This is a genomic window from Microbacterium sp. CnD16-F (assembly GCF_024124465.1).
In the GTDB taxonomy this organism is placed as follows: domain Bacteria; phylum Actinomycetota; class Actinomycetes; order Actinomycetales; family Microbacteriaceae; genus Microbacterium; species Microbacterium gawkjiense.
The window spans coordinates 1-26668 of the sequence record NZ_JAMXSA010000027.1 but is presented as its reverse complement, the minus strand read 5'-3'; the positions used below and the strand labels follow the sequence as shown (position 1 = coordinate 26668).

Sequence of the window (26668 nt, the reverse complement as noted above, 5' to 3'; positions counted from 1 at the left end):
CGATCATCCCGGCGCCCCCCCGCTTACACCAGAAGCCGTCGCTGGCAAGGGGGCGAGCGGATGCCGCATCCCGACCTACGGTGGCGCGATGACCGATCAGTACACGTTCGACAATCCCGTCACCCGGTACCCGCGTGTCGAGCCGCCCCTGCAGCACCAGCCCGAGCCGGGCGTGCAGGCGCGGATGACGCCGGTGCCCGACCTCGGCGAGTCGACGTACCGCGGTTCGGAGCGGCTGCGCGGGCGCCGGGCGCTCGTCACGGGCGGCGACTCGGGCATCGGGGCGGCGGCGGCGATCGCGTTCGCGCGCGAGGGTGCCGACGTCGTCATCGTGCACCTGCCCGACGAGCAGGAGGATGCCGACCACGTCCTGCAGGTCATCGCCGACGCGGGCGTCCGCGGTCACGCGATCGTCGCCGACATCAGTGACCGTGAGCAGTGCCGTGAACTCGTGGCCGAGGCCGCGGAGTTCCTCGGCGGCATCGACATCCTCGTCAGCAACGCGGGCAAGCAGGTCGCGGTCGAGCGGGTCGAGGACCTCTCCGACGAGCAGTTCAGCGGGACGTTCGAGACCAACGTCTTCGCCTTCTTCTGGATCGTCAAGGCCGCCCTCGTTCACATGCCTCCCGGGGCATCCATCATCAGCACCGCATCGCTCGAGGCGTACAACCCCGCGCCCGACCGCCTCGACTACGCCGCGTCGAAGGCCGCGGTCAACAACCTGTCGAAGGGTCTCGCACAGCAGTTGGCGCCCCGCGGCATCCGGGTCAACGTGGTCGCTCCCGGCCCGGTGTGGTCGGCGCTGCAGGTCAGCGACGGAGTCTCGGACGAGCAGATGCGGGCGTTCGACGAGGAGAACGAGTACAAGCGCGCCGGACAGCCCGCCGAGGTCGCACCGGCGTTCGTCTTCCTCGCGTCGGCGGAGTCCAGCTACGTCTCGGGCGAGACGCTCAACGTCAACGGCGGCATGGTCACGCCCTGACGGTCAGGCCGTCGGAGCGTTCCAGCTGAGCGACTCGATGTAGCGCAGCAGCACACCCTCGCGCAGGGCCCACGGCGACACCTCGAGCTCGTCGACCTGCAGCGCCGTCATCGCGGTGTGCAGCACGACCGCGCCGGCGACGATCTGGAAGGTGCGGTCCGCCGTGATCCCCGGCAGCTCCTGCCGAGCGGATGCCGGGATCCGCGCCAACCGCGGGATCCACGACCCGAGCGCCCCGCGCGGCAGCACCATCCGCTCTGTCCCCGCCCACCCCGGCGCGGGGTAGCCGACGAGCCGATGCCGAGGACTCCGAGGCGCGCGATCCGGGGCTAGCGGGTGACGGAGAGCGAGAGTTTCGGCTTGGCGGGCGGCTGCGGCGCGCTGAGGATGACACCGACGTCGACGCGCCCGCCGATGTTCAGGTTCTCGAGACCCCAGTCGGTCCCGCGGCACGTGACGCGCGCGGATGAGGAGCCGGCCCCGGCGACGGAGCACGACATGCCCCAGGCGTTGTTGATCGCGCTCGCTCCCGGCGATGCCCAGGACGCCGTCCACGAGCGCACCTTCCCGCTGGACGGCGGGAACACCGAGAGGCCGACCTGATACTGGCCCTGCCACGCGCTCGTCACGGTGAGCGTAGCCGACACCCCGTTCGACGAGGCGCTCGACGTGCCACCCACGGCGGGCGGCTGCGACGGCTGCGGCTGCGGCTGCGGCTGCGACCCGGGAGCCGGTGCCGCCGGGTACGGCACCTTCTTCGGCGTCAGGATCGGCTTCAGCGCCGCGAGCTTCGTCTTCTCGCGCGTGTACCAGTCGTCCTTCAGCAGGCCGCCGGTGTCACCGCTGTTCGGGTTGAACGACCAGTACCCCCAGCTCATGCGCCGATCCTTCAGATAGGCGACGAGCTTCTTCATCCACGCTTTGTCGGACGCGCTCTGCAGCTTCGTCCCGAACTCGCCGACGAAGACCGGTGCGATGTTCTTCCGCGAGATGTAGCCCCACTGCTTGTCCCACACCGAGGTGAGGTTCGCGGGGTAGTTCTTCGCGGAGAACCAGGTCTGATCGAACACCGAGGCGGGGTACTCATGCGGCGAGTAGACGACCCGGTTCTTCACCTTCAAGGTGACCGGCTTCGTCTTCACGCCGGTCAGGTTGCCGCCCCACCAGGAGTTGCTGCCGTCGGCGCCGTACTGGACGCCCTCGACGATCATGAGCAGCTTCGGGTTGACGGTGTGGATGGCATTGCCCGCCCGCATCGCCGCGGCGCGCCAGTCGCGCGAACGCACGCCGCACCCCCAGCACGCGGTCCCGCTCGGCTCGTTGTGCAGATCGAACCCGAAGACCGTCGGCTCGCCCTTGTAGCGCTTCGCGAGCGCCTTCCAATCCGAGATCCATTTCGCTTCGGAGTAGCGCGCGGTGTACCAGAGCGCGGACTGCGCGTCCGAGCCCGGGCGGTGCCGGTCGAGGATCACGCGCAGCTTGTACTTCCGGGCCGTCGCGACGACGGCATCCATCACCTTCAGCGTCGAGGCGCCCGCGAGCTTCGGGTTGAGGGCGAGGTTCACCGACCCGACGGACTTCTTCGCCAGGCACTCGTTCGAGAACGGGACACGCACGGTGTTGAATCCCATCCCGGCGATCTGGGCCATTCCCTGATCGAGGGAGATCGACCACAGTCCGTGGGGCGCGCAGGTCTCGGTCTCCATGCCGAACCACGATGTCGCGCGAATCGTGAACGTCTTGCCGGTCGAGACGTACTGGATCTTGTTGCCGTTGGTCTTCAGCCACGACAGGGGGGCCGTCGCGGCATCCGCCGTCGTCGGTGTCGCGGCGATGCCGAGGGATGCCGCGAGCACGAGCGCGGTCGCAACCGCCAGCACGCGTCGGAACATACGAAAACCCCCGTCGAGAGCAGCAGAATCGCCGCGTGGGAACACCGGATCTCAGGGTACGGCACGCGGACGCGCACGCGCGCGCGTAGGGGGCGTCGCAGGCCCGACTAGAGTTGCCGCAATGTCCCCCGACGAAGCGCCGACGACGAACGATTCGTTGTACCGCGAAATCCCCCGTGCCGAATGGGCGCGGATGGCCGCCGGCATGGAGCAGCCCCTCACCGAGACCGAGGTCGTGCAGCTGCGCGGCATCGGCGACCGCCTCGACATCACCGAGGTGCGCGAGGTCTACCTGCCGCTGAGCCGGCTGCTGTCCCTGTACGCCTCGGCGACCAAACGGCTCGGCGCCGACACGGCGGAGTTCGTCGGCGAGAACGACGCCACGACGCCGTTCATCGTCGCCGTGGCGGGATCGGTCGCGGTCGGCAAGTCGACGGTCGCCCGACTGCTCCGCGAGCTGATGAGCCGCTGGCCGGGTACCCCGCGGGTCGAGCTGGTGACGACCGACGGCTTCCTCTACCCCAACGCCGAGCTCGAACGCCGCGGGATCATGGACCGCAAGGGCTTCCCCGAGTCGTACGACCGCCGCGCGCTGGTCGACTTCCTCCTCGCGGTGAAGTCCGGCGAGGCCGAGGTCAAGGCGCCGTACTACTCCCACATGCGGTACGACATCATCCCCGACGCCCAGGTCACGGTGCGGCGGCCGGACGTCATCATCGTCGAGGGGTTGAACGTGCTCGCCCCGGCACCGAATCCCCACGACATCGCCGTCAGCGAGCTATTCGACTTCTCGGTCTACGTCGACGCCGACCACGACCACATCGCCCAGTGGTACGTGAACCGGTTCCTCGCCCTCCGCGAGGCGGCCTTCTCCAACCCGAACTCGTTCTTCAAGGTCTTCGCCGACATCTCCGACGACGAGGCGGTGAGGCGCGCCCTCGGCTACTGGAACGAGATCAACCTCCCCAACCTGGTCGAGAACGTCGAACCCACCCGTCACCGTGCGAAGCTCATCCTCCGCAAGGCCTCGGATCACACCGTCGAGACGGTGCGCCTGCGCAAGCTCTGACTCAGGCGCGCCGCATCCGGCGCCACAGGGCGAGTACCAGCATCCCGATACTCGCTCCGGTCACGTTCGCGACGATGTCGAGCACGCTCGGCACCCGGTGGCTGAGCAGCAGCGCCTGCCCGCACTCGATCGTGACGGTCGCGACCAGGGCGATCGGCAGCACGAGTTCGAGCGAGCGGCGCAGGATCAGTGGCAGCAGCACCCCGAACGGCACGAACAGGGCGACGTTGGCCGCGAACTCGACGCGCGGACGCGTGATCGCGGGCAGGCGCCGCGAGAGCACGTCGATCAGCGGGGCGATACCGGCGTCGACGGGCGTCGGCCAGAACGCGATGACCGCGAGCAGCAGCAGGTACCCCGCCAGGACGAGCACGGGGACGGATGCCGGCGGTCGCCGCGCCCGCGCGGGAAGCGGCGGGCGGGGCGGCGTCCCCGGCGGCAGCGGGGGCGGGGTGTCGGGCATCGGTCCTCCTCGGGGGTGACGCGACGCTGCGACGTGAGCGCGAGTCTACGGCCCGGCACCGCCGCCCGCGCCCGTCACCGCGCCGGGTAGTACCCGAACACCTGCGTGTAATAGGGGAGGCCCTTCGACGAGCACGCGACGCCGATCCCGATGCGGTTGTACGAACCCAGGATGTTGGCGCGGTGACCCGTCGACCCCATCCACGCGGCGGTCACCTTCTGTGGGGTGTACCCGAAGGCGACGTTCTCGCCCGCGCGAGTCCATCCCTTCGGGATCTGCGAGGCGTAGGACGGGTTGTGGCTCATCCGGTTGGCGGCGGCCTGCGTGCCGGACCAGTTCACCGCGACGGTCGACATCGCCGAGTTCAGCGACAGGGCGGACTTGCCCTTCGCCTTCCGGGCGGCGTTCACGTCGGCGAGGATCCGCTTCTGCACAGCGGACTGGGTCGTTCCGGTGCAGGACGTCGACACCGCAGCGGATGCGGCACCGGCGGGCAGGACCGAGAGGGCGAGTGCGAGGGCGGCGGTGAGGGCGAGCGCCGACCGTCGTCGGACGCGAGGGGATGCGGACATCGGGGAACTCCATCGTGTGGGGGCACGGTCGCGCCGGGGACGCGGAAGTCCATAGGTACCAAACGCATGTTTCGGGCACCACCTCTTGCCGTTGCCGACGGCGACGCGCCCGGCGCCTCGCCGGGGGCGGAGTCCCAGCCGCCCGCACTTAGCATGGAGCGCATGTGTGGAATCGTCGGTTACGTGGGGCCTCGGGACAGCCAGGCCATCCTCCTCGCGGGTCTCGCCCGTCTCGAGTACCGCGGCTACGACTCCGCGGGCATCGCCGTCATCGACCGCGAGGGCGACCTCGACATGCGCAAGCGCGCCGGCAAGCTCCAGGTGCTCCGCGACGACCTGACCGCGCACCCGATGGCCGACGGCACGACGGGCATCGGCCACACGCGGTGGGCCACCCACGGCGGACCGACCGACGTCAACGCGCACCCGCACCTCGCCGACGACGGCAAGCTCGCCGTCATCCACAACGGCATCATCGAGAACTTCGCCGAGCTCAAGGCCGAGCTCCTCGCCGAGGGTTACACGTTCCGCAGCGAGACCGACACCGAGGTCGCCGCCGTCCTGCTCGGGCGGGAGTTCGCGGCATCCCACGATCTGGTCGCCGCCTTCCGCGCCGTCGTCGCCCGCCTCGAGGGGGCGTTCACGCTGCTCGCGATGCACCAGGACCAGCCGGGCCTCGTCGTCGGCGCGCGTCGCAACTCGCCGCTGGTGATCGGGCTCGGCGAGGGGGAGAACTTCCTCGGCTCCGACGTCGCCGCCTTCGTCGAGCACACCCGCAACGCCCTCGCGATCGGGCAGGACCAGATCGTCGCCATCACGCCGCAGGGCGTCGAGGTCACCGACTTCGCCGGGGGCACCGTCGAGGTCGAGCCGTTCGAGGTCGTCTGGGACGCGTCCGCCGCCGAGAAGGGCGGCTGGTCGTCGTTCATGGCCAAGGAGGTCTCGGAGGAGCCCGAAGCCGTCGCGAACACGCTCCGCGGCCGACTGCACGAGGGTGCGGTCGTCATCCCCGAGCTCGACGGCCTCGACGACCTGTTCCTCGGCATCAACCGCGTCATCGTCGTCGCCTGCGGCACCGCCGCGTACGCCGGCATGGTCGGCAAGTACGCGCTCGAGCAGTGGACGCGCGTGCCCGTCGACGTCGAGCTCGCGCACGAGTTCCGCTACCGCGACCCCGTCATCGGCCCCGACACCCTCGTCGTCTCGATCTCGCAGTCGGGCGAGACGATGGACACCCTCATGGCCGTCAAGTACGCCCGCGAGCAGGGCGCGAAGACCCTGTCGATCTGCAACACGCAGGGCGCGACGATCCCGCGCGAGTCCGACGCGATCGTCTACACGCACGCCGGTCCTGAGGTCGCCGTCGCCTCGACGAAGGCGTTCGTCGCCCAGATCACCGCCCTCTACCTGCTGGCCCTCCACATCGGGCGCGTCCGTGGGTCGCTGGCGACGGAGGTCGCCCGCGACGCCGTCGCCCAGCTCGAGGCCGTCCCGGCCGGCATCGCACGGGTCCTCGAGACCGAGCAGGAGCACATCGAGCAGTTCGCGCGGTGGATGGGCGACACCCAGTCGGTGCTCTTCCTCGGCCGTCACGTTGGGTACCCGATCGCCCTCGAGGGTGCACTGAAGCTCAAGGAGCTCGCCTACATCCACGCCGAGGGGTTCGCGGCCGGCGAGCTCAAGCACGGCCCGATCGCGCTCATCGAGCCCGGTCAGGCGGTGTTCGTCATCGTCCCGTCGCCGCGGGCCTCGCGTGAGCTGCACAAGAAGGTCGTCTCGAACATCCAGGAGATCCGTGCCCGCGGCGCTCGTGTGATCGCCGTCGCCGAAGAGGGGGATGCCGCCGTCCTCCCGTTCGCCGACGAGGTGCTCCGCATCCCGCTCGCCGGTCCGCTGTTCGAGCCGCTGCTCGCGGTCGTGCCGCTCCACATCTTCGCGATGGGTCTCGCCACGGCGAAGGGCCTCGACGTCGATCAGCCGCGCAACCTCGCGAAGTCGGTCACCGTCGAGTGAGTCAGGCCGGGTTCCGTCCCGGCCCGAACGACGCGTTCCGCGCCTCGTCGACCCAGGCGCGCAGCTGCCACGGCGCGAACCGGAACAGTCGCGCGACGTCCGCCTGCGCATAGCCCGCCTCGAGCACGGCCGCGACCGCGAACTCCTGCATCGACCCGAAATCCCGGCCGGCGAGCGGACCGGTGCGGAGGTCCCGGAAGCTCCGCGGCGTCGCCGGTCCCGCGGGAGCGCGGGGCGTCGCGGCCGGGGCCGGTGACCCCTCGTAGGGCACCGAGATGACGTAGCCCGGAACGGGACCGGCCGCCGGCGTCGGTTCCGGTTCCGGCGTCTGCTGCCGGGTCGGCGCATACGGCGCGTACGGCCACGGCTGCGGGGGCGCCGCCGGCGCGGCATCCGGCTCCCACACCTCCGGCATCTCGAGCGGCTCGTAGCCCGGCGGCGGCGCGGCCAGGAGGTGCGCGTCGGGCCAGAGGAGCGAATGGTCCTCGGGGGCGACGCGGTCGTCGGGCGTGTACGCGGGCGCGTCGGTGTGCGCAGGCGGAGGTGATCCGGCCTGTGAGGCGCCTTCTGCAGAGGTGCTCATCGTGACGTCCTCTTCGGGTGAGGTGATGTCAGAACTCGGAAGTGATGGTGCGGTTGCGCTCACGATAGCGACAGGTTCCCTCGGCGTCACGTGTCGGACCCGGCCCGCCCACACGATCCGCACGCGCGACGACACGGCGGCGAAAAAAGATCGTGACCGGAATCTGGTAGACACGACCGGGGCGTCGACGACACGGCGTTCGTTGTGGAGGGACTTTTTCAATGCGACTTTCTGTCATCGGATGCGGCTACCTGGGCGCCGTGCACGCCGCGGCCATGGCCTCGATCGGCCACGAGGTGGTCGGCATCGACGTGGATGAGCGCAAGATCGCGTCGCTCGCCGCGGGGGAGGCGCCGTTCTTCGAGCCCGGCCTGTCCGAGATCCTCTCCGAGGGCATCGCCTCCGGTCGACTGTCCTTCTCGACCGACTTCGCCGCCGCCGCGGGCGCGGCCGTCCACTTCGTCGGTGTCGGCACGCCCCAGGTCAAGGGCGGCTACGCGGCCGACCTGACCTACGTCAACGCGGCCGTCGACGCGCTCCTCCCGCACCTGTCCGAGGGCGACATCGTCGCGGGCAAGTCGACGGTTCCGGTGGGCACCGCTGCATCCCTCGCTCCCCGCGTCAGCGCGACGGGCGCGACCCTCGTCTGGAACCCCGAGTTCCTGCGCGAGGGGTTCGCCGTGCAGGACACGATCGACCCCGACCGCCTCGTCGCCGGTGTCCCCGCAGGTGACGAGGGCGAGCGCGCCACCCAGGTGCTCCGCGAGGTCTACCACCCGTCGATCGCGAAGGGCACGCCCTTCATCGTGACCGACTACGCGACCGCCGAACTCGTGAAGGTGTCGGCCAACGCGTTCCTCGCGACGAAGATCAGCTTCATCAACGCGATGGCCGAGATCGCCGAGGTCGCCGGTGCCGACGTCACGATGCTGGCCGACGCGATCGGCCACGACGCCCGCATCGGTCGCCGCTTCCTCGGTGCCGGCATCGGCTTCGGCGGCGGCTGCCTGCCGAAGGACATCCGCGCCTTCTCCGCGCGCGCCGCGGAGCTCGGCCGCGGCGAATCGGTCGCGTTCCTCCGCGAAGTGGACGAGATCAACATGCGTCGCCGCGAGCGCGCCGTCCAGCTCGTCCAGGAGGGCCTCGGCGGCGAGCTCCACGGCAAGAAGGTCACGGTGCTCGGCGCCGCCTTCAAGCCGCACTCCGACGACATCCGTGACTCCCCGGGTCTCGACGTTGCCGTCCGGCTGCATGGGCTCGGCGCGAACGTCACGCTCACCGACCCCGAGGCCATCGAGAACGCCCGCCGTCAGCACCCGCAGCTCACCTACGTCGCCGACCGCGACGAGGCGCTGACCGGCGCCGACGCCGTCATCCTCGTCACCGAGTGGGACGAGTACCGTCGCGAGCTCGCCCCCGAGCATGCGGCATCCCTCGCCACCGGCCGCGTCGTCGTCGACGGCCGCAACGCCCTCGACCCCGCCGCGTGGCGCGCCGCCGGCTGGACGTACTACGGGATGGGTCGCCCCTGACCGATGCGCTGCGCTCCGGCGGGTGGTGTCACTGCCCGCCGGAAATCGCCGCGCCCGCCGCCATCAGGAGCAGCGCCGTCGCGTTGTAGACGATGTGCGCGAACACGGCCCCCCAGACGCGACCGGTCAGGATGACGAGGGTCGCGCAGACGAGGCCGACGGCGCCCACAGAGAGGGACTCGCCGAGCGGCAGCGAGCCGTCGACGACGTGGATGAGGATGAAGCTCGCCGTCGAGACGAGGACCGCCGCGACCGCCGCCGCCGCGCGACCCGCGGTGCGACGGAGCAGCCCGTACATCGCGACGAGGATGACGGTGCGGAAGAAGAACTCCTCGACCACCGGGCCGACGAGCCCCGACGGGATCGCCTCGGTCAGCAGCCACGACGAGGTGAGGTTCGCGGACGGGAACGGGCGGGCCGCGGCATCCGACACCCATCCCTCGATCACCCGCAGGCCGAGGCCCAGAGCGAGTCCGTAGATCAGGTCCGCGCCGCGCACGCGCAGCAGCCCGGCCGGGCGTCCTCGGCGGAACGCCACCACGACGGGGACCAGCATCCCGACCCACAGGACCGCCGTCGAGACCAGCGGCGCCGACGGCGACCGCCACAGCAGCTGCACGAGCGAGCCGGCGAAGATCGCCGCGCCCAGGCTGAGCAGCGCGATGACCAGCAGGCTGCCGTTCCAGGGGCGCACCCCGGTGCCGCCGAGGCGCCAGTCGGTGCGACGCCGGCGACGGCCGCGGCGGCGCCGCTCGTCGCCGTCGGGGCGGTGCTCGGGCTCGGCGATCGGGGTCTCCGCCTCCGCCGCGGGGGACGAGGGGCCGTCGCTAAGCTGATCCTGCACGGGCCTACCGTATCGGGTGCCCGTCCGCGTCCCACCCCCGCGCCACCGTCCCGCCGAGCACCGAGGGGGCGACTCCGGCGAGGGCGAGTCGCGGCATCCGTCTCGAAGGGCCCCGCGTGATCCACATCCTCACCGTCTGCACGGGCAACATCTGCCGCTCGCCGCTCGCTGCGCTCGTCCTCGAGCAGCGCCTCGCGGACCTCGGCGTGGTGGCGACGAGCGCGGGCATCCGCGCACGCGAGGGGGTGCGGATGCCGGTTGAAGCCGCCGAGCTCGCGATCGCCCGCGGTGTGCCCGCCGACCGGATCGCGGCCCACGGATCGCGGTACCTGACCGAGGCCATCCTGCGGGGACCCGACCTGGTGCTCGCCATGGACCGCGACCACCGGCGTGCGGTGGTCGAGCTCGCCCCGGGTCAGCTGCGGACCGCGTTCACGATCCGCGAGTTCGAGCGGCTCGCCGCGGCGACCCCCGACGAGGCGCTGCGGGCCGGTGCCGTCGGCGCGGAGCCGCGGGACCGCCTGCGCGGCGCGCTCGCCGTCCTGTCGGGGCAGCGCGGTCTCGTGCTCCCGCCCGCGGATCTCGCCGACGACGACGTGGTCGACCCGTACGGCCGCTCCCGCGAGACCTACGCACGCTCCGACGCGCAGCTCTCGCCCGGTCTCGACGCCGTCGAGCGCGTCGTCCGCCTCGCCGTCGGCTGATCCCGTCGACCGATCCCGGCGACCGATCCCGGCGGCTGATCCCGGCGGCGGCAACATCCGCGGAGAAATCGGTGCCACGGAGCGACTCCGGGCGGAAAGTCCGCCCTTCTCCTCGCACACTGGCGCCGGATCTCCGAAGTACGTGCTGGCCGCGCCGTGCGAACGTCCTGCCGCGCACCCCGGATATCCTGATCTGATGCCGTAGAGCGCGGCGAGGGGGAGGCGGCATGATCATCGGCATCGGCGTCGACCTCGTCGACATCCCGCGCTTCGAGGCGTCGATCGCCCGCACCCCGAAACTCATGCAGCGCCTGTTCACGCCCGCCGAGCAGGCCCTCAAGCCGCATTCGCTCGCCGCCCGCTACGCGGCGAAGGAGGCGCTCATCAAGGCGCTCGGCGGCTCGGACGGCGTGCACTGGACCGACATCGAGGTGGCCTCCGAACCTTCGGGTCGCCCCGTCTTCGCGTTGTCGGGCGAGACCGCCGTCACCGTCGCCGACCGCGGCATCACGAGCGTGCACCTGTCGCTCTCGCACGACGCGGGACTCGCGACTGCCTACGTCGTCGCGGAGGCGGGATCGTGACCCGGATGCCGGAGGGCGTCGCGCGGGAAGCGGTCATCGACGTCGGCGCGATCGAGCACAACGTACGGCACCTCGCGCGGGTGACCGCGTCGGAGGTCATCGCCGTCGTGAAGGCCGACGGGTACGGTCACGGAGCCGTCCGCTCGGCGCGTGCGGCCCTCGCCGGCGGTGCGGCGCGCCTGGCGGTCGCCGACGTCGGCGAAGCGCTCGAGCTGCGCGCCGCGGGCATCGACGCCCCTGTGCTCGCCTGGTTGCACGCCCCGGGCGCGGATTTCGCCGAGGCCGCCGCCGCCCGCATCGAGCTCGGCGTGTCGAGCCTCGAGCAGGTCCGCGCCGCCGCAGCGGCCGGGTCGCGGGAGCGGCCCGTCACGGTGCAGCTCAAGGTCGAGACGGGGCTCGGCCGCAACGGCATCGCCCCCGCCGACTACGGCGCCGTGTTCGCCGAGGCGGCGGCCCTCGAGGAGGCCGGTGTCATCCGGGTCCTGGGCCTGTTCAGTCACCTCTCCAACACGTCCGCCGCCGACGACCGCACGGCGCTGTCGCGCTTCACGGTCGCCCAGGCGGCGGCCGAAGCGGCGGGTCTCCGTCCGCCGTTGCGTCACATCGCGGCATCCCACGCCGCCCTCGACCTGCCCGAGGCGCGCCTGGGTTGCGTCCGTCTCGGTGTCGCGATCTACGGGCTGTCGCCGTTCGCCGACCGGTCGTCGGCCGACCTCGGGCTGCGTCCCGCGATGACGCTCCGGGCGGCGGTCGCCGCTGTCCGCCGCGTGCCCGCGGGACAGGGGGTCTCCTACGGCTACCTGCACCGCACGGCCAGCGAGTCGACGCTCGCGCTGATCTCGATGGGGTACGCCGACGGTGTCCCGCGCGCCGCCTCGGGAACCGGCCCCGTCTCGATCGGCGGCCGCACGTTCCCCGTCGCTGGCCGCATCGCGATGGACCAGTTCGTCGTCGACGTCGGTGACGCGCCGGTCGCAGTGGGCGACGAGGCGGTGCTCTTCGGCGACCCGGCGACGGGTGTTCCCGCGGCGACCGACTGGGCCGACGCCGCGGACACCATCAACTACGAGATCGTCACGCGCATCGGCCCGCGCGTGCCGCGACGGGAGGTGCGGTCGTGACCGGGGTGGAGCACTTCGAGGGGCGCCGAGAGGTCGCCTCGCCCGAGGACATGGAGCGTCTCGGCCGCGAGCTGGGCGGCGCCCTGCGCGCCGGCGACCTGCTCGTCCTCACGGGTCCCCTCGGCGCCGGCAAGACGACCCTCACCCGCGGTATCGGCGCGGGCCTGGGGGTCCGCGGCCCGGTGCAGAGCCCCACGTTCGTGATCGCCCGCACCCACCCGTCCGAGGTCGGCGGCCCGGCGCTCGTGCACGTCGACGCCTACCGGCTCGGTTCTCCGGCCGAGCTCGACGACCTGGGCCTCGACCCCGACCGGTCGGTCACCATCGTCGAGTGGGGGCGCGGCATGGTCGACGGCCTCGTCGACACGTGGTGGGAGCTCGAGATCGAGCGCGGCTGGAGCGGCACGGGCGTCGACAACGCCTGCGGCACGACCGGCCCCTACGCCGCCGAGCTCGAGGACGCCGCGCCGCGCATCGTCACCGTCACGCGACGTCCCTGACCGCGGCGGCCGCGTCGCGGCATCCGTCCTCCCGATACCCTTGATCCTGTGATCCTCGGCATCGACACGTCCCTCGGCACGGCCGTCGCCGTCACCGATGTCGATGGTGCGGTGCGCGCCGAGGTCGCCAGTGCCGACCCGCTCGGGCACGCCGAGATCATCGGCTCCCTGCTGCAGCAGGTGATGACGGATGCCGCGCACGGCCCCATCGGCGCGACCGGCACTCCGCAGCCCGTCGCCCTGACCCACGTGGCCGCGGGCATGGGTCCCGGGCCGTTCACGGGGCTGCGGGTCGGGATCGCGGCGGCGCGCGCGTTCGCGCTGGGCCGCGGCATCCCGGTCGTCCCCGTCCGCAGCCACGACGCGGCCGCTCTCGCGGTGCTGCTCGCCGACCCGTTCGCCGAGCTGCCGCGGTTCGCGGTCGTCACCGACGCCCGCCGTCGCGAGTTCGCGTACACCGTCTACGACGGCATCGACGACGACGGACTCCCGCGGCGTGCGACCGACGCCACCCTGACCCCGCGCGACGCCGTCGAAGACGCGCTCGCCGCGCACGGCGCCGAGCGCCGCGACGTGACGGTGATCCCGGGTGCGATGGTCGCGCTCGTCGCGGCGCGCGCAGTCGCGGCGGGCCGGGTCGAGTCCCTCGGCGAGCCGCTCTACCTGCGCGCACCCGACGTCACCCTCCCCGGCGCTCGCAAGAAGGTCGGCTCGTGACCCTCCGCACCGCGACCGCCGCGGACCTCGACGACATCATGCGCCTCGAGCGCGCGTCCTTCCCGACCGACGCGTGGAGCGACGCCCTCATGGCGGGCGAGCTCGCCTCCCCCCACGGCCGGTACGTCGTCGACGTCGAGGCCGGCCGCCTCGTCGGGTACGGCGGTGTGCGCGCCGTGCAGGGCGCAGCGGATGCCGACATCCAGACGATCGCCATCGCCGCCGACGCGCGGGGTCACGGCCGGGGCCGCGCGCTGCTGCGCGAACTGCTCGCGACGGCCCGGTCCCGCGGCGCGCGCGAGGTGTTCCTCGAGGTGCGCGCTGACAATCCCGGAGCCGCCGCCCTCTACCTGTCCGAAGGGTTCGCCGAGGTGGGCCGCCGGCCGCGCTACTACCAGCCCGACGACGTCGACGCGATCGTCATGCAGCTGGACCTCGTCGCCTGGGACGCCCGTCGCACCGCGGCGCCGACCGCCGCCGAAGGATGGTGCTGACATGACGCACGAACCCCTGGTGCTCGGCATCGAGACGAGCTGCGACGAGACCGGCATCGGCATCGTCCGGGGACGCACCCTGCTCTCGAACACGATCGCGAGCTCGATGGACGAGCACGCCCGCTACGGCGGCGTCGTGCCCGAGGTCGCCGCGCGCGCCCACCTCGAGGCGCTGCAGCCGGCGATCGAGGCGGCGCTCGCCGAGGCGCAGGTCTCGCTCGACGACCTCGACGCCGTCGCCGTCACGAGCGGGCCGGGTCTCGCCGGCGCCCTCATGGTCGGCGTGGGCGCCGCGAAGGCGCTCGCCGTCAGCCTCGACAAGCCGCTGTACGCCGTGAACCACCTCGTGGGGCACATCGCCGCGGACATCCTCACCGGTGACGAGGTCGAGTACCCGACCGTCGCGCTCCTCGTCAGCGGCGGGCACACCTCGTTGCTCCTCGTCCGCGACCTCGTCTCCGACGTCGAGCTGCTCGGCGAGACGATGGACGACGCCGCCGGCGAGGCGTTCGACAAGATCGCCCGCATCCTCGGTCTGCCCTATCCCGGCGGCCCCGAGATCGACAAGGCCGCCGCGACGGGCGACCCGCAGGCGATCCGGTTCCCGCGCGGTATGTCGCGTGCGTCCGACATGGCCGAGCACCGCTACGACTTCTCGTTCTCGGGGCTCAAGACCGCCGTCGCGCGCTGGGTCGAGCAGCGCGAGGCGGCCGGTGAGCACGTCTCGGTGCCCGACGTGGCGGCATCCTTCCGCGAAGCGGTCGTCGACGTCCTCGTGACGAAGGCGCTCGACGCCTGCGCGCGTCACGACGTGCCCCGCCTGCTGCTGGGTGGCGGCGTGATCGCGAACAAGCGTCTGCGCGACGTCGCGCTCGAGCGTGCGCAGGCCGCGGGGGTGGCCGTCCGCATCCCGCCCCTCTCGCTCTGCACCGACAACGGGGCGATGATCGCGGCACTGGCGTCCGAGCTCATCATGAGTGGTCGCCCCGCCTCGACCCTCGCGTTCGGCGCCGACTCGACCCTGCCCGTCACGACGATCCAGGTGGAGCCCTCGTCATGAGCGACGAGCGGATGCCGCAGCCCGCCGCACCTGCCGCGGACGAGCCCCCCGCCGCCCCCGCCGTCGAGGCGGCATCCCCCGACGTCGTCCTCGCGCCGACGGACACCGCGCTCCCCGGCGCGCACCGGGGCGGTTTCCGTCGGGAGCTCACGCAGCCGCTGCCCGTCGCGCCGCCACTCGCGGTGCACCCGGATCCCGCCGAGGCCGCCGCGCCCGACGTCCGCTGGATCCCCCCGGCGCCGGTGCTGCCGCGCAGCGCCGGCTGGTCGCTGCTGTTCGGGTCGCTCGCGCTCGTGCTGGCCTGCTTCGTCGGCTGGGGGTTCCCGGTCGGCGTGATCGGCGTCGTCCTCGCGGTCCTCGCGCTGCGACGCCCGTGGGAGAAGCGCGAGACCGCGTTCTGGGGCCTCGGCCTGAGCATCGCCTCGCTCGCCTACAGCGCCGGCTGGCTGTGGTGGGCGGCCTCGCAGGGCGCCCTGTCCGGCTGACTCAGACGCGCTCCGCGAGCACGGCGACCCGCTTCGCGTCCCGCCCCTCGCCGACCCTCGTGAGGATCAGCGTCGCTGAGGCGTCGCCGCGCAGCGTGAGCTTGCGCCGGAACTGCGCCGGGTCGACGTCGACGCCGCGCTTCTTGATCTCGACGGTGCCGACGCCCCTCTCGCGGAGGGCGGCGTTGATCGCGGGCACCTTCATCGGCAGGACCTCCCGCACGCGGAACGACTGCACGAACGGGTTCGTCAGGGCGGCATCCGAGGTCAGGTAGGCGATGCCCTCGGCCACCATCCCCGCCTGCAGGTCCCGGGCGACCTCGCCGATCAGGCGCGCGCGGATGACGGCGCCCTCGGGCTCGTGGAGGAAGGCGCCGAGCTCGCGGACCGGCTCGTCGGGCGCGTCGGCGGCCGCCGTCAGTTCCGCCGCGGCCCCGCCCCGCATCACGAGCGCCGAGCGTGCAACGCCGTCGCGACGCAGGGCGCCCGACCACAGCACGAGCTCGACGGTCGAACCGTCGACGCTGATCCACTGCGCCTCGACGTCGTCGGGGAGCAGGCTGCGATCGAGGCCCGGTCCGAGTTTGATGCCCACCGGCATCCGCTCTGCGAGGGCGAACGCCCAGTCGAGCGAGGGTGACCAGTCCTCGGGCCGGGTGCGGCTGGTCTCGCTGTGCCCCGCGGTCCGGCGGGCGGGGTCGAGCCAGACCGCGTCCCAGCCGTCCAGGTCGGTCTCCTCGGCGAGGCCCTGCCGCACGGTAACGGCGTCGCCGAACGGCGCGAGGTTGTAGGCGGCGAGGGCGGCCGTCGTCTCGTCGGCGTCGACCGCGAGCACGTCGAGGCCGATGCCCGCGAGTCCCAGGGCGTCGCCGCCGATGCCGCATCCGAGGTCGGCGACGCGGGTGATCCCCGCGGCCCGGAACCGTCCGGCGTGCCGGGCGGCGACCTCGAGGCGGGTCGCCTGCTCGAGTCCCGCGCGGGTGAACAGCATGCGCTCGGCGAACGGACCGAACTTGCCCTCTGCACGCACCCGCAGGTGCGCCTGACCGACGACGGCCGACACGAGATCGGGGGAGTGGCCGGCGGCACGCAGCCGCGAGACGGCGGCCGCGACCTCGGCGGTGGATGCCAGGGGTCCGACCTCGTCGATCATCCGCAGTCCCTGGGGGGTCAGGAGGGCGGTGAGCTCGGCCTTGTCCATCCGGCCAGCCTAGGTCTCCCCGGTCGGATGGTGCGTCGCCGCATCCGTCATCGTGTTGGCACTCGCGTTGCATGAGTGCCAACCGCGCTCTAGACTTTTGTTAGCACTCTCGGTAAGCGAGTGCTGATGAGTCTTGTAGCAGGACCCCACCAGCAAGAAAGAGGTAGACCGTGTCGGTTTCCATCAAGCCGCTCGAAGACCGCATCGTCATCAAGCAGGTCGAGGCCGAGCAGACCACCGCAAGTGGCCTGGTCATCCCTGACACCGCCAAGGAGAAGCCCCAGGAGGGCGAGGTCGTGGCCGTGGGCCCCGGCCGCATCGACGACAACGGCAACCGCGTTCCGCTCGACGTCGCCGTCGGCGACCGCGTCCTGTACAGCAAGTACGGCGGCACCGAGGTCAAGTTCGGCGCCGACGAGTTCCTCGTCCTGTCGGCTCGCGACGTCCTGGCGGTCGTCGTCCGCTGACACGCAGCGACTGCAGCGCAGGGCCCGGATGCTTCGGCATCCGGGCCCTGTCCCGTTGATGGCAGGATCACGGCGATCGGCGGCAGTGCGGATGACGTGCCCGCTGTCATGACCGTCGTAGGCTTGTGCTCATGACACCCGAGCAGGCCGCGCGCGAGAAGTCCCTCGGGGGCGTCTTCGTCTTCTCGGCCTACGTGCTGTGGGGCTTCCTGCCGCTCTACTTCGTCAGCCTCGCCCCGACGACCCCGTGGGAGGTCGTCGGCTGGCGCATCCTGCTGAGCCTCGTCTTCTGCATCGCGCTGCTCGCGATCACCCGCGGCTGGGGGCGGATGCGGGTCATCCTGCGCGATCGTCGCCTCATGCTCTGGACGCTCCTGGCGGGCCTGCTCATCTACGTCAACTGGCAGGTCTTCCTCATCGGGACCCTGACCGGTCACGTCGTCGAGACGAGCCTCGGCTACTTCATCAACCCGATCGCGACCGTGCTCCTCGGCGTCATCGTGCTGAAGGAACGCCTGCGCACCGCGCAGTGGGTCGCGGTCGGCATCGCGGGCGTCGCGGTGGTCGTGATCATTGTCGCGGTCGGCCGCGTGCCCTGGATCGCGCTCGCCCTCGCGGCGAGCTTCGCGACGTACGGTCTCGTCAAGAAGAAGATCGGACCGTCGGTGGATGCCGTGAGCGGCCTCACCCTCGAGTCCTTCTGGCTCGTGCCGATCGCCGTCCTCCAGCTCGTCCTCGTCGGCGTCACCTCCGGACTGACGATGGGCCGCGAGGGGACCGGGCACACCGTCCTGCTCCTGCTGGCGGGGGCCGTCACCGCCGTCCCACTCCTGTTCTTCTCCGCCGGCGCCCGCCGCACCACGCTGACCGTGGTCGGCATCCTGCAGTTCATCGCGCCGATCATGCAGTTCCTCACCGGGGTGCTCATCCTCGGCGAGCCGATGCCCTTCGAGCGCTGGATCGGATTCGGCCTCGTCTGGGTCGCCGTCGCGGTCTTCACGGTGGACTCGCTCCTGTCGTCCCGGCGCAACCGGACCCGCGCCGAAGCGCTGGTGCCCGACCCCGTCTGACCGCGCTTTCCGAGACCGTTATGGGAGCGTGCCCACCTCGTTACACATCGTTAACGAACGGCAACATTGGGGAGACGAGCGCGCCGCTAGGTTGATCACACCGGGCTGGTCCCGAACTGACCCGTGTCACCACAGCAAGGAGCACAATGAGCGTTCTCTCCCGTTCGCGTTCCGCAAAGGTCATGGGCGCCATCGCCCTGGTCGGCGCGAGCGCATTGGTCCTGGCCGGCTGCGCCGGATCCTCGACCCCCACAGCGTCCGGCGGCGCGTCCAACGAGCCGGCCGGTTTCGAGTTCCCGGTCAACTGCGACGAGGCCGAACCGGCCTCGTACACCCCGGAGTACACCTCCACGTCGGAGGGCCCCGCCACCGACCTCGAGTTCACCATCGGCACCGCGTTGCCTGTCACCGGAAACCTCGCCTTCCTCGGCCCGCCTGAGATCGCCGGCACTGAATTCGCTGCCGCTGAGGTCAACGAAGCGGCGAAGGGTGTGACCATCAACCTCGTCCAGGGCGACTCGGGCGACACCGACAACAAGGCCTACGAGACCGAGATCCCCCGTCTGCTGAACGCGGGCGCCACGGCGATCATCGGCGCGGCGTCCTCCGGCACGTCGCTGCAGTTCATCGATCAGGTCATCGCCGCCGACGCGATCCAGTTCTCGCCCGCCAACACCTCGGCCGCCTTCACGGGTTACGAGGACAAGGGTCTCTACTGGCGCACCGCTCCTTCCGACGTCCTGCAGGGCGAGGTGCTCGGCAACCTCATCGCGGGCGACGGCGCCGAGACGCTCGGCATGATCATCCTCAACGACTCGTACGGAACGGGTCTCGCCTGCTTCACGAAGGCCGCCTTCGAGAACGCCGGCGGCGAGGTGGTCTCCGCGTCGCTGTACAACACGGGTGACACCAACTTCTCGGCTCAGGTCGAGGACGTCCTCGCGGCTGACCCCGACGCCATCGCGCTGATCACGTTCGAAGAGGTGAAGACGATCATCCCCGAGCTCGTGGGTGCCGACTTCCCGAAGGACAAGATGTACCTCGTGGACGGCAACCTCTCGAACTTCGGCGACGAATTCGAGGCCGGCACCCTGACGGGCGCCAAGGGAACCTACCCCGCCGTCGACCCCGACAGCATCGCCACGTTCCGCGAGGATCTCAACGCGTTCTGGACGGGCGAGGGCAACGAGGAGCTCAAGGACTACACCTACGGTCCCGAGTCCTACGACGCGGTCATCCTCCTCGCACTCGCTGCCCTCGAGGCCGGCTCCAGCGAGGGCCCGGACGTCGCTGCGCACTTGCAGCAGGTGTCCGGCGGCTCGGGTGACGGCACGAAGTGCACCACCTATGCGGAGTGCGCCGACATCATCAACGCCGGTGAGGTCGCCGACTACGACGGTGTCTCGGGCCCCATCACCTTCAACGAGGTGGGCGACCCGACGGAGGCATCCATCGGTGTCTTCCAGTACGGCGAGGACAACAACTACTCGTTCCTCAACGTCGGCTGATTCGACGATCACAGAACGGCCCCGGTCCTCGGACCGGGGCCGTTCTCTGTGCACCCGACGCGCCGTCACCTGCAGCGACGGGCCGGTGCTTGGCGCATCGCGACAGGGGAGCGGATGCCGCCCGTCGACGACGTCCGCCGGCGGCATTCCGTGCGCACATGACGACGCCCCCGACCGAAAGGCGGGGGCGTCGAAGGGTCCTTCGGGAGGTCAGGTGCCGAGCGTCCCCAGGTAGAGGCCGATGACCTTCGGATCGTTGAGCAGCTCGCGGCCGGTGCCCGTGTAGGCGTCACGGCCCTGATCGAGGACGTAGCCCCGGTCGCAGATCTGCAGGCACCGGCGCGCGTTCTGCTCGACCATGATGGTCGTCACGCCGGCTTTGTTGATCTCCGAGACGCGGAGGAACGCCTCGTCCTGGCGGGACGGCGACAGACCGGCCGACGGCTCGTCCAGCAGGAGGACGTAGGGGTCCATCATCAGTGCGCGACCCATGGCGACCATCTGCCGCTCGCCGCCCGAGAGCGAACCGGCCCGTTGCTGCAGACGCTTGGCGAGGTCGGGGAAGATCGACGTCACGAAGTCGATGCGTTCGTTGACGACCTTCGGCCGCTGATACGCACCCATCTGCAGGTTCTCAGCGATCGACAGGCTCGGGAAGACGTTGTTCGTCTGCGGGACGAACCCGACGCCCTTCGCCACCAGCTTGTTCGCCCGCAGGCCCGTGATCTCCTCGCCATTGAGCACGACGGCACCGGAGCGGACCTTCACCTGTCCGAAGATCGCCTTGAGCATCGTCGACTTGCCGGCGCCGTTGGGGCCGATGATCCCGATGAGCTCGCCCTTCGCGGCCGTCAGATTGGCGCCGTTGAGGATGTTGACGCCCGGCAGATAGCCGGCGTGCACATCCCGCAGTTCGACGACGTTCTGAGCAGGTGCGGTCGCAGTCGCGCCCGCGGGGGATGCGGCGGTGTCGCTCACTTGGTCTCCTCCGTTCCGCGCGTCGAGCCCGGAGTGCCGGGTGCCGACGAATCCTCCGCGGCGCGCGTCGTGGCATCCGCCTCGACGGTGTCCTGCAGCTTGTGCTGCTCCTTGATCAGTTCCTGAGCTTCGGTGGTCAGCTCGCCCTCGTAGCGGCCCGTGACGACGCCGAGATCGACGTCCTGGTGGGCCCCGAGGTAGGCGTCGATGACGGCCTGCTCCTTCATGACGGTGTCGGGCGGCCCCTCGGCGACGACCTTCCCCTCGGCCATCACGACGACCCAGTCGGCGATGTGACGGACCATGTGCATGTCGTGCTCGACGAAGAGCACCGTCATCCCGAGGTCCTTGAGATCCAGGATGTGGTCGAGGAGGGACTGCGTGAGCGCCGGGTTGACGCCGGCCATCGGCTCGTCGAGCATGACCAGCGTCGGGTCGCTCATCAGGGCGCGCGCCATCTCGAGGAGTTTGCGCTGACCGCCAGAAAGCGACGCTGCGAAGTCCTTCTCCTTGGCGTCGAGCTTGAACCGGGCGAGCAGGCCGCGGGCCTTGTCCTCGATCGCTGCTTCCTGCTTGCGCCAGAGGAACGGCAGGATGCCGCGCCAGATGGTCTCGCCACCCTGACCGGGCGCCCCGAGCTTCATGTTCTCGAGCACCGTGAGCAGTCCCAGCGACTTCGTCAGCTGGAAGGTGCGCACCTGGCCCATCCGGGCGGCCTTGAACGCCGGGATGCCGGCGAGGTTCTGGCCGTCGAAGGACCAGGTGCCCTCGTTGGGCTTGTCGAACCCGGTCAGCAGGTTGAACAAGGTGGTCTTGCCGGCACCGTTCGGGCCGATGAGCGCGGTGATGGCATTCCGCGGGATCTCGAGGTGGTCGACGTCGACGGCGGTCAAGCCGCCGAAGACTCGCTTGACACCGTCGGCGACGATGATCGGGTCGACCTTCTCCACACCGGGGCGGATCTCGCCCTTGTGCAGGCCGGTGGCCTTGGGACGGGGAGCGGGGGGCGCGACGTCAGCGGACAAAGGTCAGCTCCTTCTTGCTTCCGAGGATGCCCTGCGGTCGGAAGATGACCAGCAGCATGAGGGCGACACCCACCAGGACGAACACGAGCATCTGGCTCTGCTCCGCGGTGAGGAAGGGCAGCCAGCCGATCTTCACGAGCGCGGGGAGGAGATTGGACAGGAATGCGCGGACGACCCAGAAGAGCACCGCTCCGAGCACGGGGCCGAAGATCGTGGCGGCGCCGCCGAGCAGCAGGGCCGTCCAGACGTAGAACGTCTGCGACGTCACGTACACGTTCGGGTTCACGTTGGTACCCATCGCCGTCACGATTCCGCCGGCCGCGATGATCACGCCGCCCACGATGAGCGCCTGCATCTTGAAGGCGAACACGTTCTTCCCCAACGAGCGCACGGCGTCCTCGTCTTCGCGGATCCCGCGAATGACACGTCCCCAGGGACTCCGCATCAGCAGCCAGACGAAGGCGACGACGACCGCGATGACGACGATGCCGACGATGATGACCCACCACTGGTCGGACTGATACGTCCACGGTCCGAAGCCGTAGCGGCCCGGCGGCAGCGGATTGCTCGCGCGGAAGTCGCGCTGGAAGCCCGAGAGGCCGTCCGCCGAACCCGTCACCTCGCGGTAGGAGGACGTCAGGAAGAGCAGACGCACCACCTCCGCCGCAGCGATCGTGACGATGGCCAGGTAGTCCCCTCGCAGACGCAGAGTCGGGATGCCCATGACCAGGGAGAACAGCACCGCACCGACCAAGCCGATCAGGGCGGCCACCGCCCAGGGAAGGCCGAAGGTGAGTGTCGAGATCGCGAAGCCGTAAGCGCCGACGGCCATGAAGCCCGCGACGCCCATGTTGAGCAGGCCGGCGAAGCCGAAATGAACGGAGAGACCGATCGCCGCGAGAACGAAGCCGAGGGTGACCGGCGACAAAATCTGCGCCGCGGTGTTGCTGAGGATCTGGAGGAAGTCCATGAGGCGTTATCCGATTCGCTCTCGGCGCCCGAGGAGACCCTGCGGACGGAACAGAAGGATGACGATGAGCACGACGAGCGCGCCGACGTACTTCAAATCAGACGGGATCCACAGCGTCGAGACCTCGACGAGCAGGCCGACGATGATCGCGCCCACGAGCGCGCCGAAGGCGGTGCCGAGACCGCCCAGCGTGATGGCGGCGAAGACCAGGAGCAGGATGCTCGTGCCCATGTCCCACTTGATCCCCGGGCGGAAGTAAGCCCACAGGACGCCCGACAGTCCCGCGAGCGCAGCGGCCATGATCCAGACGATGCGGACGACGTTGTCGACGTCGATGCCGCTTGCCGCTGCCAAGGACGGATTGTCGGAGACGGCGCGCGTCGCGCGACCGATGCGGGTGCGCATGAGCCAGAAGGCGAATGCCACGATGACGACGATGGAGACGCCCATGCTGATCAGGTCGGTCACCGTCAGCCGGATCGGGCCGAGCCCCGGGATCGTCGCGGATGCTCCGCCCGGCAGATTGACCGTCCCACCGCCGACGAACATCTGGAAGACGTAGCGCAGCGCCAGCGACAGGCCGATCGAGACGATCATGAGCTGGACCGTGCCGATGCCCTTTCGTCGCAATGGCCGCCACAGGCCGGCATCCATCCCGAATCCGAACAGCCCCGAAACGATCACCGCGAGCGGGATCGCGATCCAGATCGGCATGTCCACGGCTACGGAGAAGAAGAGCGCTGCCAGTGCGCCGAAGGTCACCATCTCGCCGTGCGCGAAGTTCGACAGACCGGTCGTGCCGAAGACGAGGGAGGCGCCGATCGCGGCGAGGGCGAGCATGAGACCGAAGTTGAGCCCGTTCACGGCTCGAGACAGGAACTGGTCGAAGAAGGACGTCGTCGTCCGTTCCGCCGCTCCCAGCGTGAAGTTGCGCGTCACGTTGCTCGTCGCGCCGAACTCCACCTCTTGCGTGAACGCGAAGCCGTCGGGCGCGCTCACGCCGTCCGGAAGCGAGTCCTCGACGAGCTCGACCGTGTAGGGCACGTCCTTCGTGGGGACGGGCACGCGCCACGATCCGTTCGCTGCGGTCTCCGCCTCACCCGTGTATTCACCGCCCGTCACGACGACCGTGGCACCTTCGACGGGCTCACCAGCGGCCCGGACGTTGCCTTGGACGGCGAAAGGGAAATCCTCCGGATCCTGGGTGCCGGCCATCGCGGGATTCGCGAGGCCGAACAGCAGGGCGCCGGAGAAGACTCCGGCGATGAGGGCTACGAGTGCGCGTCGCCATCGATTGCGGGCGCGCACAGAGCGGGTGGTCGTCACCGACACCTCCTGGTTGAAGCATGGTCAGCGCGCAGAGGTACGGGTGCCCCCGGCGCCACACGACCGTATCCAGCGATTGTTGCCGCTGTGTTTCCCTGCCGCAACCATCGACACTCCGCCTCTTGCCCTTATCTCGGGCGGAGGGAATGAAAGCAGCGCCCCGCGCCTTAGAATTCAGACAAGCCGTTCGATGCAGGAGAGCACATGGAGCACAACGACCCGTTCGGATTCGTGGGACTGACGTACGACGACGTCCTGCTCCTGCCCGGTCACACGGACGTCATCCCGTCCGAGGCCGACACCTCCTCCCGGGTCACGCGACGCATCACCGTCGCGACTCCTCTCCTCTCCGCCGCGATGGACACCGTCACCGAGTCGCGCCTCGCGATCGCCATCGCGCGCGAGGGTGGCATCGGCATCATCCACCGCAACCTGTCGATCGCCGACCAGGCATCCATGGTCGACCGCGTGAAGCGCAGCGAGTCGGGCATGATCACCGACCCGATCACGACGACCCCCGACGCGACCATCGAAGAGGTGGACGCGCTCTGCGGGCAGTACCGCATCTCGGGCCTCCCCGTGGTGGATGACGCGGGGCACCTCGTCGGCATCGTCACCAACCGCGACATGCGTTTCGTCTCGGGCTTCGAGCGCCAGACGACGAAGGTGCGCGACGTCATGACGAGCGAGAACCTCGTCACCGGCAAGGTCGGCATCGGGGCGAACGAGGTCATCGCCCTCTTCGCCCACCACCGCGTCGAGAAGCTCCCCCTCATCGATGAGGAGGGAAAGCTCGCCGGGCTCATCACCATCAAGGACTTCGACAAGAGCGAGAAGTACCCGCTCGCCACGAAGGACGATCAGGGCCGGCTGCGAGTCGGCGCAGCGATCGGGTTCTTCGGCGACGCCTGGGAGCGCGCCGAGGCGTTGCGGGATGCCGGGGTCGATGTCATCGTGGTGGACACGGCCAACGGCCAGTCCGCGGGTGTCATCGACATGGTCAAGCGGATCAAGGCCGACGCCTCGTTCGCCCACATCGACGTGATCGGCGGCAACGTCGCGACCCGCGAAGGCGCGCAGGCGTTGATCGACGCCGGAGTGGATGCCGTCAAGGTCGGCGTCGGGCCGGGGTCGATCTGCACGACCCGCGTCGTCGCCGGCGTGGGTGTGCCGCAGGTGACCGCCATCTACGAGGCGTCGCTCGCGGCGCGCGAGGCCGGCGTGCCGATCATCGCCGACGGTGGTCTGCAGTACTCGGGAGACATCGCGAAGGCGCTCGTCGCCGGTGCGGACACGGTCATGCTCGGTTCCCTGCTGGCGGGTACCGACGAGTCCCCGGGGGAGGTCGTCTTCCAGGGCGGCAAGCAGTTCAAGCTCTACCGGGGGATGGGTTCGCTCGGTGCGCTGCAGACGCGCGGCAAGAAGACCTCCTACTCGAAGGACCGTTACTTCCAGGCGGACGTGCCGAGCGACGACAAGCTGATCCCCGAAGGCATCGAGGGGCAGGTCGCGTACCGCGGTCCGGTCTCGGCCGTCGCGTATCAGCTCGTCGGCGGGCTCCGCCAGTCGATGTTCTATGTGGGCGCCCGCACGATCGAGGAGCTGAAGGCGCGCGGCAAGTTCGTGCGCATCACCTCGGCCGGTCTGAAGGAGTCCCACCCGCACGACGTCCAGATCGTCGTCGAGGCGCCGAACTACAAGCGCTGAGCGGGGCTGCGAGCCCGACACGCCCGGGATGCGGGGCTGATTTGCCCAGTCCCCGAACCCCGCGTAACTTATTACTTGTTCGCCCCACAGGGAAGAGCGAGAGGCCGAAAGGCCCGCCGCCCTCAAGATGGCGAACCACCCCCTCCAAGAAGAAACAGTCGCTCTGCGATTGGGTCTGACCTCAGGTCTAGGACGGGGCATCGGGACGCTCCCGCAGTCGTCACCTCCCACACCCGCGATCTCTCGAGATCACCGGCGTGTCGGGTTTGACGGGTTCGCGGGTGTCATCCTAAGCTAGAGAAGTTGCCTCACTACGAAGCCCTTGCGGGGGTGGTGTGGGAGCATCCGATCCTTGAGAACTCAACAGCGTGCACTTGTCAAATGCCAAATAACCTCGATCTCGGCTTCGGCTGAGGTGAGATTCCTTTGGATCAAAGTCCGGCATTTCGGTGTCGGCGATGGATAGTCAGCAATGATTTATCTTTTTGGTCAGTTCAAACTCGCTGCTTCGGCCTATTCCGGTCGTTGTCAGTATTTTTCTTTTACGGAGAGTTTGATCCTGGCTCAGGATGAACGCTGGCGGCGTGCTTAACACATGCAAGTCGAACGGTGAAGCAGAGCTTGCTCTGTGGATCAGTGGCGAACGGGTGAGTAACACGTGAGCAACCTGCCCTTGACTCTGGGATAAGCGCTGGAAACGGCGTCTAATACCGGATATGAGCTGCGATCGCATGGTCAGCAGTTGGAAAGATTTTTCGGTCTGGGATGGGCTCACGGCCTATCAGCTTGTTGGTGAGGTAA

The 26668-nt window shown here is 70.0% G+C and carries 26 protein-coding genes, 1 rRNA gene and 1 pseudogene; 17 read left to right on the top strand and 11 right to left on the bottom strand.

Annotation, left to right across the window (positions count from 1 at the left end):
* Positions 1–88: 88 nt before the first annotated feature.
* On the top strand, positions 89–982 hold the full coding sequence (locus NH287_RS08950) for an SDR family oxidoreductase (RefSeq protein WP_253035335.1): 894 nt from the start codon (positions 89–91) through the stop codon (positions 980–982).
* Positions 983–985: 3 nt separating this feature from the next.
* On the opposite strand, the pseudogene NH287_RS08945 reads toward NH287_RS08950, so the two are convergent.
* Positions 986–1276 (bottom strand): annotated as a pseudogene (locus NH287_RS08945) (Ppx/GppA family phosphatase); the annotation flags it as partial.
* Between the two features lie 35 nt (positions 1277–1311).
* Positions 1312–2874: a cellulase family glycosylhydrolase gene (locus NH287_RS08940; protein ID WP_253035334.1), complete on the bottom strand. Its 1563-nt coding sequence runs from the start codon at positions 2872–2874 to the stop codon at positions 1312–1314.
* Positions 2875–2995: 121 nt separating this feature from the next.
* On the opposite strand from NH287_RS08940, the gene coaA reads away from it, so the two are divergent.
* Complete coding sequence (gene coaA / locus NH287_RS08935; RefSeq protein ID WP_253035333.1) at positions 2996–3943, top strand: type I pantothenate kinase; 948 nt, start codon at positions 2996–2998, stop codon at positions 3941–3943.
* A gap of 1 nt (position 3944) precedes the next feature.
* Here coaA and NH287_RS08930 read toward each other — a convergent pair whose 3' ends face one another.
* Together NH287_RS08930 and NH287_RS08925 are read right to left on the bottom strand one after the other, a co-directional pair.
* Positions 3945–4406 carry a VanZ family protein gene (locus NH287_RS08930; RefSeq protein WP_253035332.1) on the bottom strand — a complete coding sequence of 154 codons (462 nt, stop codon included), beginning with the start codon at positions 4404–4406 and terminating at the stop codon, positions 3945–3947.
* A gap of 74 nt (positions 4407–4480) precedes the next feature.
* Positions 4481–4978 (bottom strand): CAP domain-containing protein, encoded by a 498-nt coding sequence (locus NH287_RS08925; protein ID WP_253035331.1) that lies wholly within the window; start codon positions 4976–4978, stop codon positions 4481–4483.
* A 162-nt stretch (positions 4979–5140) separates the two neighbouring features.
* On the opposite strand from NH287_RS08925, the gene glmS reads away from it, so the two are divergent.
* Complete coding sequence (gene glmS, locus NH287_RS08920) at positions 5141–6991, top strand: glutamine--fructose-6-phosphate transaminase (isomerizing) (RefSeq protein WP_253035330.1); 1851 nt, start codon at positions 5141–5143, stop codon at positions 6989–6991.
* A gap of 1 nt (position 6992) precedes the next feature.
* On the opposite strand, the gene NH287_RS08915 is transcribed toward glmS, so the two are convergent.
* On the bottom strand, positions 6993–7574 hold the full coding sequence (locus NH287_RS08915) for a hypothetical protein (RefSeq protein WP_253035329.1): 582 nt from the start codon (positions 7572–7574) through the stop codon (positions 6993–6995).
* A gap of 221 nt (positions 7575–7795) precedes the next feature.
* Between NH287_RS08915 and NH287_RS08910 the strand changes: the two genes are divergently transcribed.
* Positions 7796–9106 (top strand): UDP-glucose/GDP-mannose dehydrogenase family protein, encoded by a 1311-nt coding sequence (locus NH287_RS08910; RefSeq protein WP_253035328.1) that lies wholly within the window; start codon positions 7796–7798, stop codon positions 9104–9106.
* 28 nt (positions 9107–9134) lie between these two features.
* Here NH287_RS08910 and NH287_RS08905 read toward each other — a convergent pair whose 3' ends face one another.
* A complete protein-coding gene (locus NH287_RS08905) occupies positions 9135–9950 on the bottom strand; it encodes a CPBP family intramembrane glutamic endopeptidase (RefSeq protein ID WP_253035327.1) in 816 nt (271 codons plus the stop codon).
* A 116-nt stretch (positions 9951–10066) separates the two neighbouring features.
* On the opposite strand from NH287_RS08905, the gene NH287_RS08900 reads away from it, so the two are divergent.
* The 8 genes from NH287_RS08900 (at position 10067) to NH287_RS08865 (ending at position 15615) form a co-directional block, all read left to right on the top strand.
* Entirely contained in the window at positions 10067–10654 is a 588-nt protein-coding gene (locus NH287_RS08900) for a low molecular weight phosphatase family protein (RefSeq protein WP_253035326.1), read from the top strand.
* Positions 10655–10881: 227 nt separating this feature from the next.
* Positions 10882–11238 carry a holo-ACP synthase gene (locus NH287_RS08895; RefSeq protein ID WP_253035325.1) on the top strand — a complete coding sequence of 119 codons (357 nt, stop codon included), beginning with the start codon at positions 10882–10884 and terminating at the stop codon, positions 11236–11238.
* A gap of 5 nt (positions 11239–11243) precedes the next feature.
* A complete protein-coding gene (gene alr / locus NH287_RS08890; protein WP_253035341.1) occupies positions 11244–12359 on the top strand; it encodes an alanine racemase in 1116 nt (371 codons plus the stop codon).
* The gene (gene tsaE / locus NH287_RS08885) at positions 12356–12859 is read left to right on the top strand and encodes a tRNA (adenosine(37)-N6)-threonylcarbamoyltransferase complex ATPase subunit type 1 TsaE (protein ID WP_253035324.1); all 504 of its coding nucleotides are present in this window, start codon (positions 12356–12358) and stop codon (positions 12857–12859) included. The genes alr and tsaE overlap by 4 nt, the downstream gene beginning before the upstream one ends.
* Positions 12860–12907: 48 nt before the next feature.
* A complete protein-coding gene (tsaB, locus tag NH287_RS08880; RefSeq protein ID WP_253035323.1) occupies positions 12908–13576 on the top strand; it encodes a tRNA (adenosine(37)-N6)-threonylcarbamoyltransferase complex dimerization subunit type 1 TsaB in 669 nt (222 codons plus the stop codon).
* Complete coding sequence (gene rimI, locus NH287_RS08875; RefSeq protein WP_253035322.1) at positions 13573–14070, top strand: ribosomal protein S18-alanine N-acetyltransferase; 498 nt, start codon at positions 13573–13575, stop codon at positions 14068–14070. The genes tsaB and rimI overlap by 4 nt, the downstream gene beginning before the upstream one ends.
* A gap of 1 nt (position 14071) precedes the next feature.
* Positions 14072–15130, top strand: a complete 1059-nt coding sequence (gene tsaD / locus NH287_RS08870; RefSeq protein ID WP_253035321.1) for a tRNA (adenosine(37)-N6)-threonylcarbamoyltransferase complex transferase subunit TsaD — start codon at positions 14072–14074, stop codon at positions 15128–15130.
* Positions 15127–15615, top strand: a complete 489-nt coding sequence (locus NH287_RS08865) for a hypothetical protein (protein ID WP_253035320.1) — start codon at positions 15127–15129, stop codon at positions 15613–15615. The genes tsaD and NH287_RS08865 overlap by 4 nt, the downstream gene beginning before the upstream one ends.
* A gap of 1 nt (position 15616) precedes the next feature.
* Here NH287_RS08865 and NH287_RS08860 read toward each other — a convergent pair whose 3' ends face one another.
* Positions 15617–16816, bottom strand: a complete 1200-nt coding sequence (locus NH287_RS08860; protein WP_253035319.1) for a class I SAM-dependent methyltransferase — start codon at positions 16814–16816, stop codon at positions 15617–15619.
* A 170-nt stretch (positions 16817–16986) separates the two neighbouring features.
* On the opposite strand from NH287_RS08860, the gene groES reads away from it, so the two are divergent.
* The 3 genes from groES to NH287_RS08845 all read left to right on the top strand — a co-directional run bounded on the left by groES (position 16987) and on the right by NH287_RS08845 (position 19861).
* Positions 16987–17283: a co-chaperone GroES gene (gene groES, locus NH287_RS08855; RefSeq protein WP_017203655.1), complete on the top strand. Its 297-nt coding sequence runs from the start codon at positions 16987–16989 to the stop codon at positions 17281–17283.
* Positions 17284–17414: 131 nt separating this feature from the next.
* A complete protein-coding gene (rarD, locus tag NH287_RS08850) occupies positions 17415–18353 on the top strand; it encodes an EamA family transporter RarD (protein ID WP_253035318.1) in 939 nt (312 codons plus the stop codon).
* Positions 18354–18499: 146 nt separating this feature from the next.
* Entirely contained in the window at positions 18500–19861 is a 1362-nt protein-coding gene (locus NH287_RS08845) for an ABC transporter substrate-binding protein (RefSeq protein WP_253035317.1), read from the top strand.
* A 210-nt stretch (positions 19862–20071) separates the two neighbouring features.
* Here the strand turns inward: NH287_RS08845 and NH287_RS08840 are convergent, their stop codons facing one another.
* From NH287_RS08840 to NH287_RS08825, 4 genes are read right to left on the bottom strand one after another with little or no spacing between them, the layout of a single operon-like run.
* A complete protein-coding gene (locus tag NH287_RS08840; RefSeq protein ID WP_253035316.1) occupies positions 20072–20839 on the bottom strand; it encodes an ABC transporter ATP-binding protein in 768 nt (255 codons plus the stop codon).
* Entirely contained in the window at positions 20836–21864 is a 1029-nt protein-coding gene (locus NH287_RS08835) for an ABC transporter ATP-binding protein (RefSeq protein ID WP_253035315.1), read from the bottom strand. The genes NH287_RS08840 and NH287_RS08835 overlap by 4 nt, the downstream gene beginning before the upstream one ends.
* Positions 21854–22834, bottom strand: coding sequence for a branched-chain amino acid ABC transporter permease (locus tag NH287_RS08830; protein ID WP_217528277.1), 981 nt, complete (start codon positions 22832–22834; stop codon positions 21854–21856). The genes NH287_RS08835 and NH287_RS08830 overlap by 11 nt, the downstream gene beginning before the upstream one ends.
* A 6-nt stretch (positions 22835–22840) precedes the next feature.
* Positions 22841–24160, bottom strand: a complete 1320-nt coding sequence (locus tag NH287_RS08825; protein ID WP_253035314.1) for a branched-chain amino acid ABC transporter permease — start codon at positions 24158–24160, stop codon at positions 22841–22843.
* A 204-nt stretch (positions 24161–24364) separates the two neighbouring features.
* On the opposite strand from NH287_RS08825, the gene guaB reads away from it, so the two are divergent.
* Both guaB and NH287_RS08815 read left to right on the top strand, forming a co-directional pair.
* Complete coding sequence (guaB, locus tag NH287_RS08820; RefSeq protein ID WP_253035313.1) at positions 24365–25867, top strand: IMP dehydrogenase; 1503 nt, start codon at positions 24365–24367, stop codon at positions 25865–25867.
* A 541-nt stretch (positions 25868–26408) separates the two neighbouring features.
* Positions 26409–26668: ribosomal RNA gene (locus NH287_RS08815) — 16S ribosomal RNA — on the top strand; the annotation flags it as partial.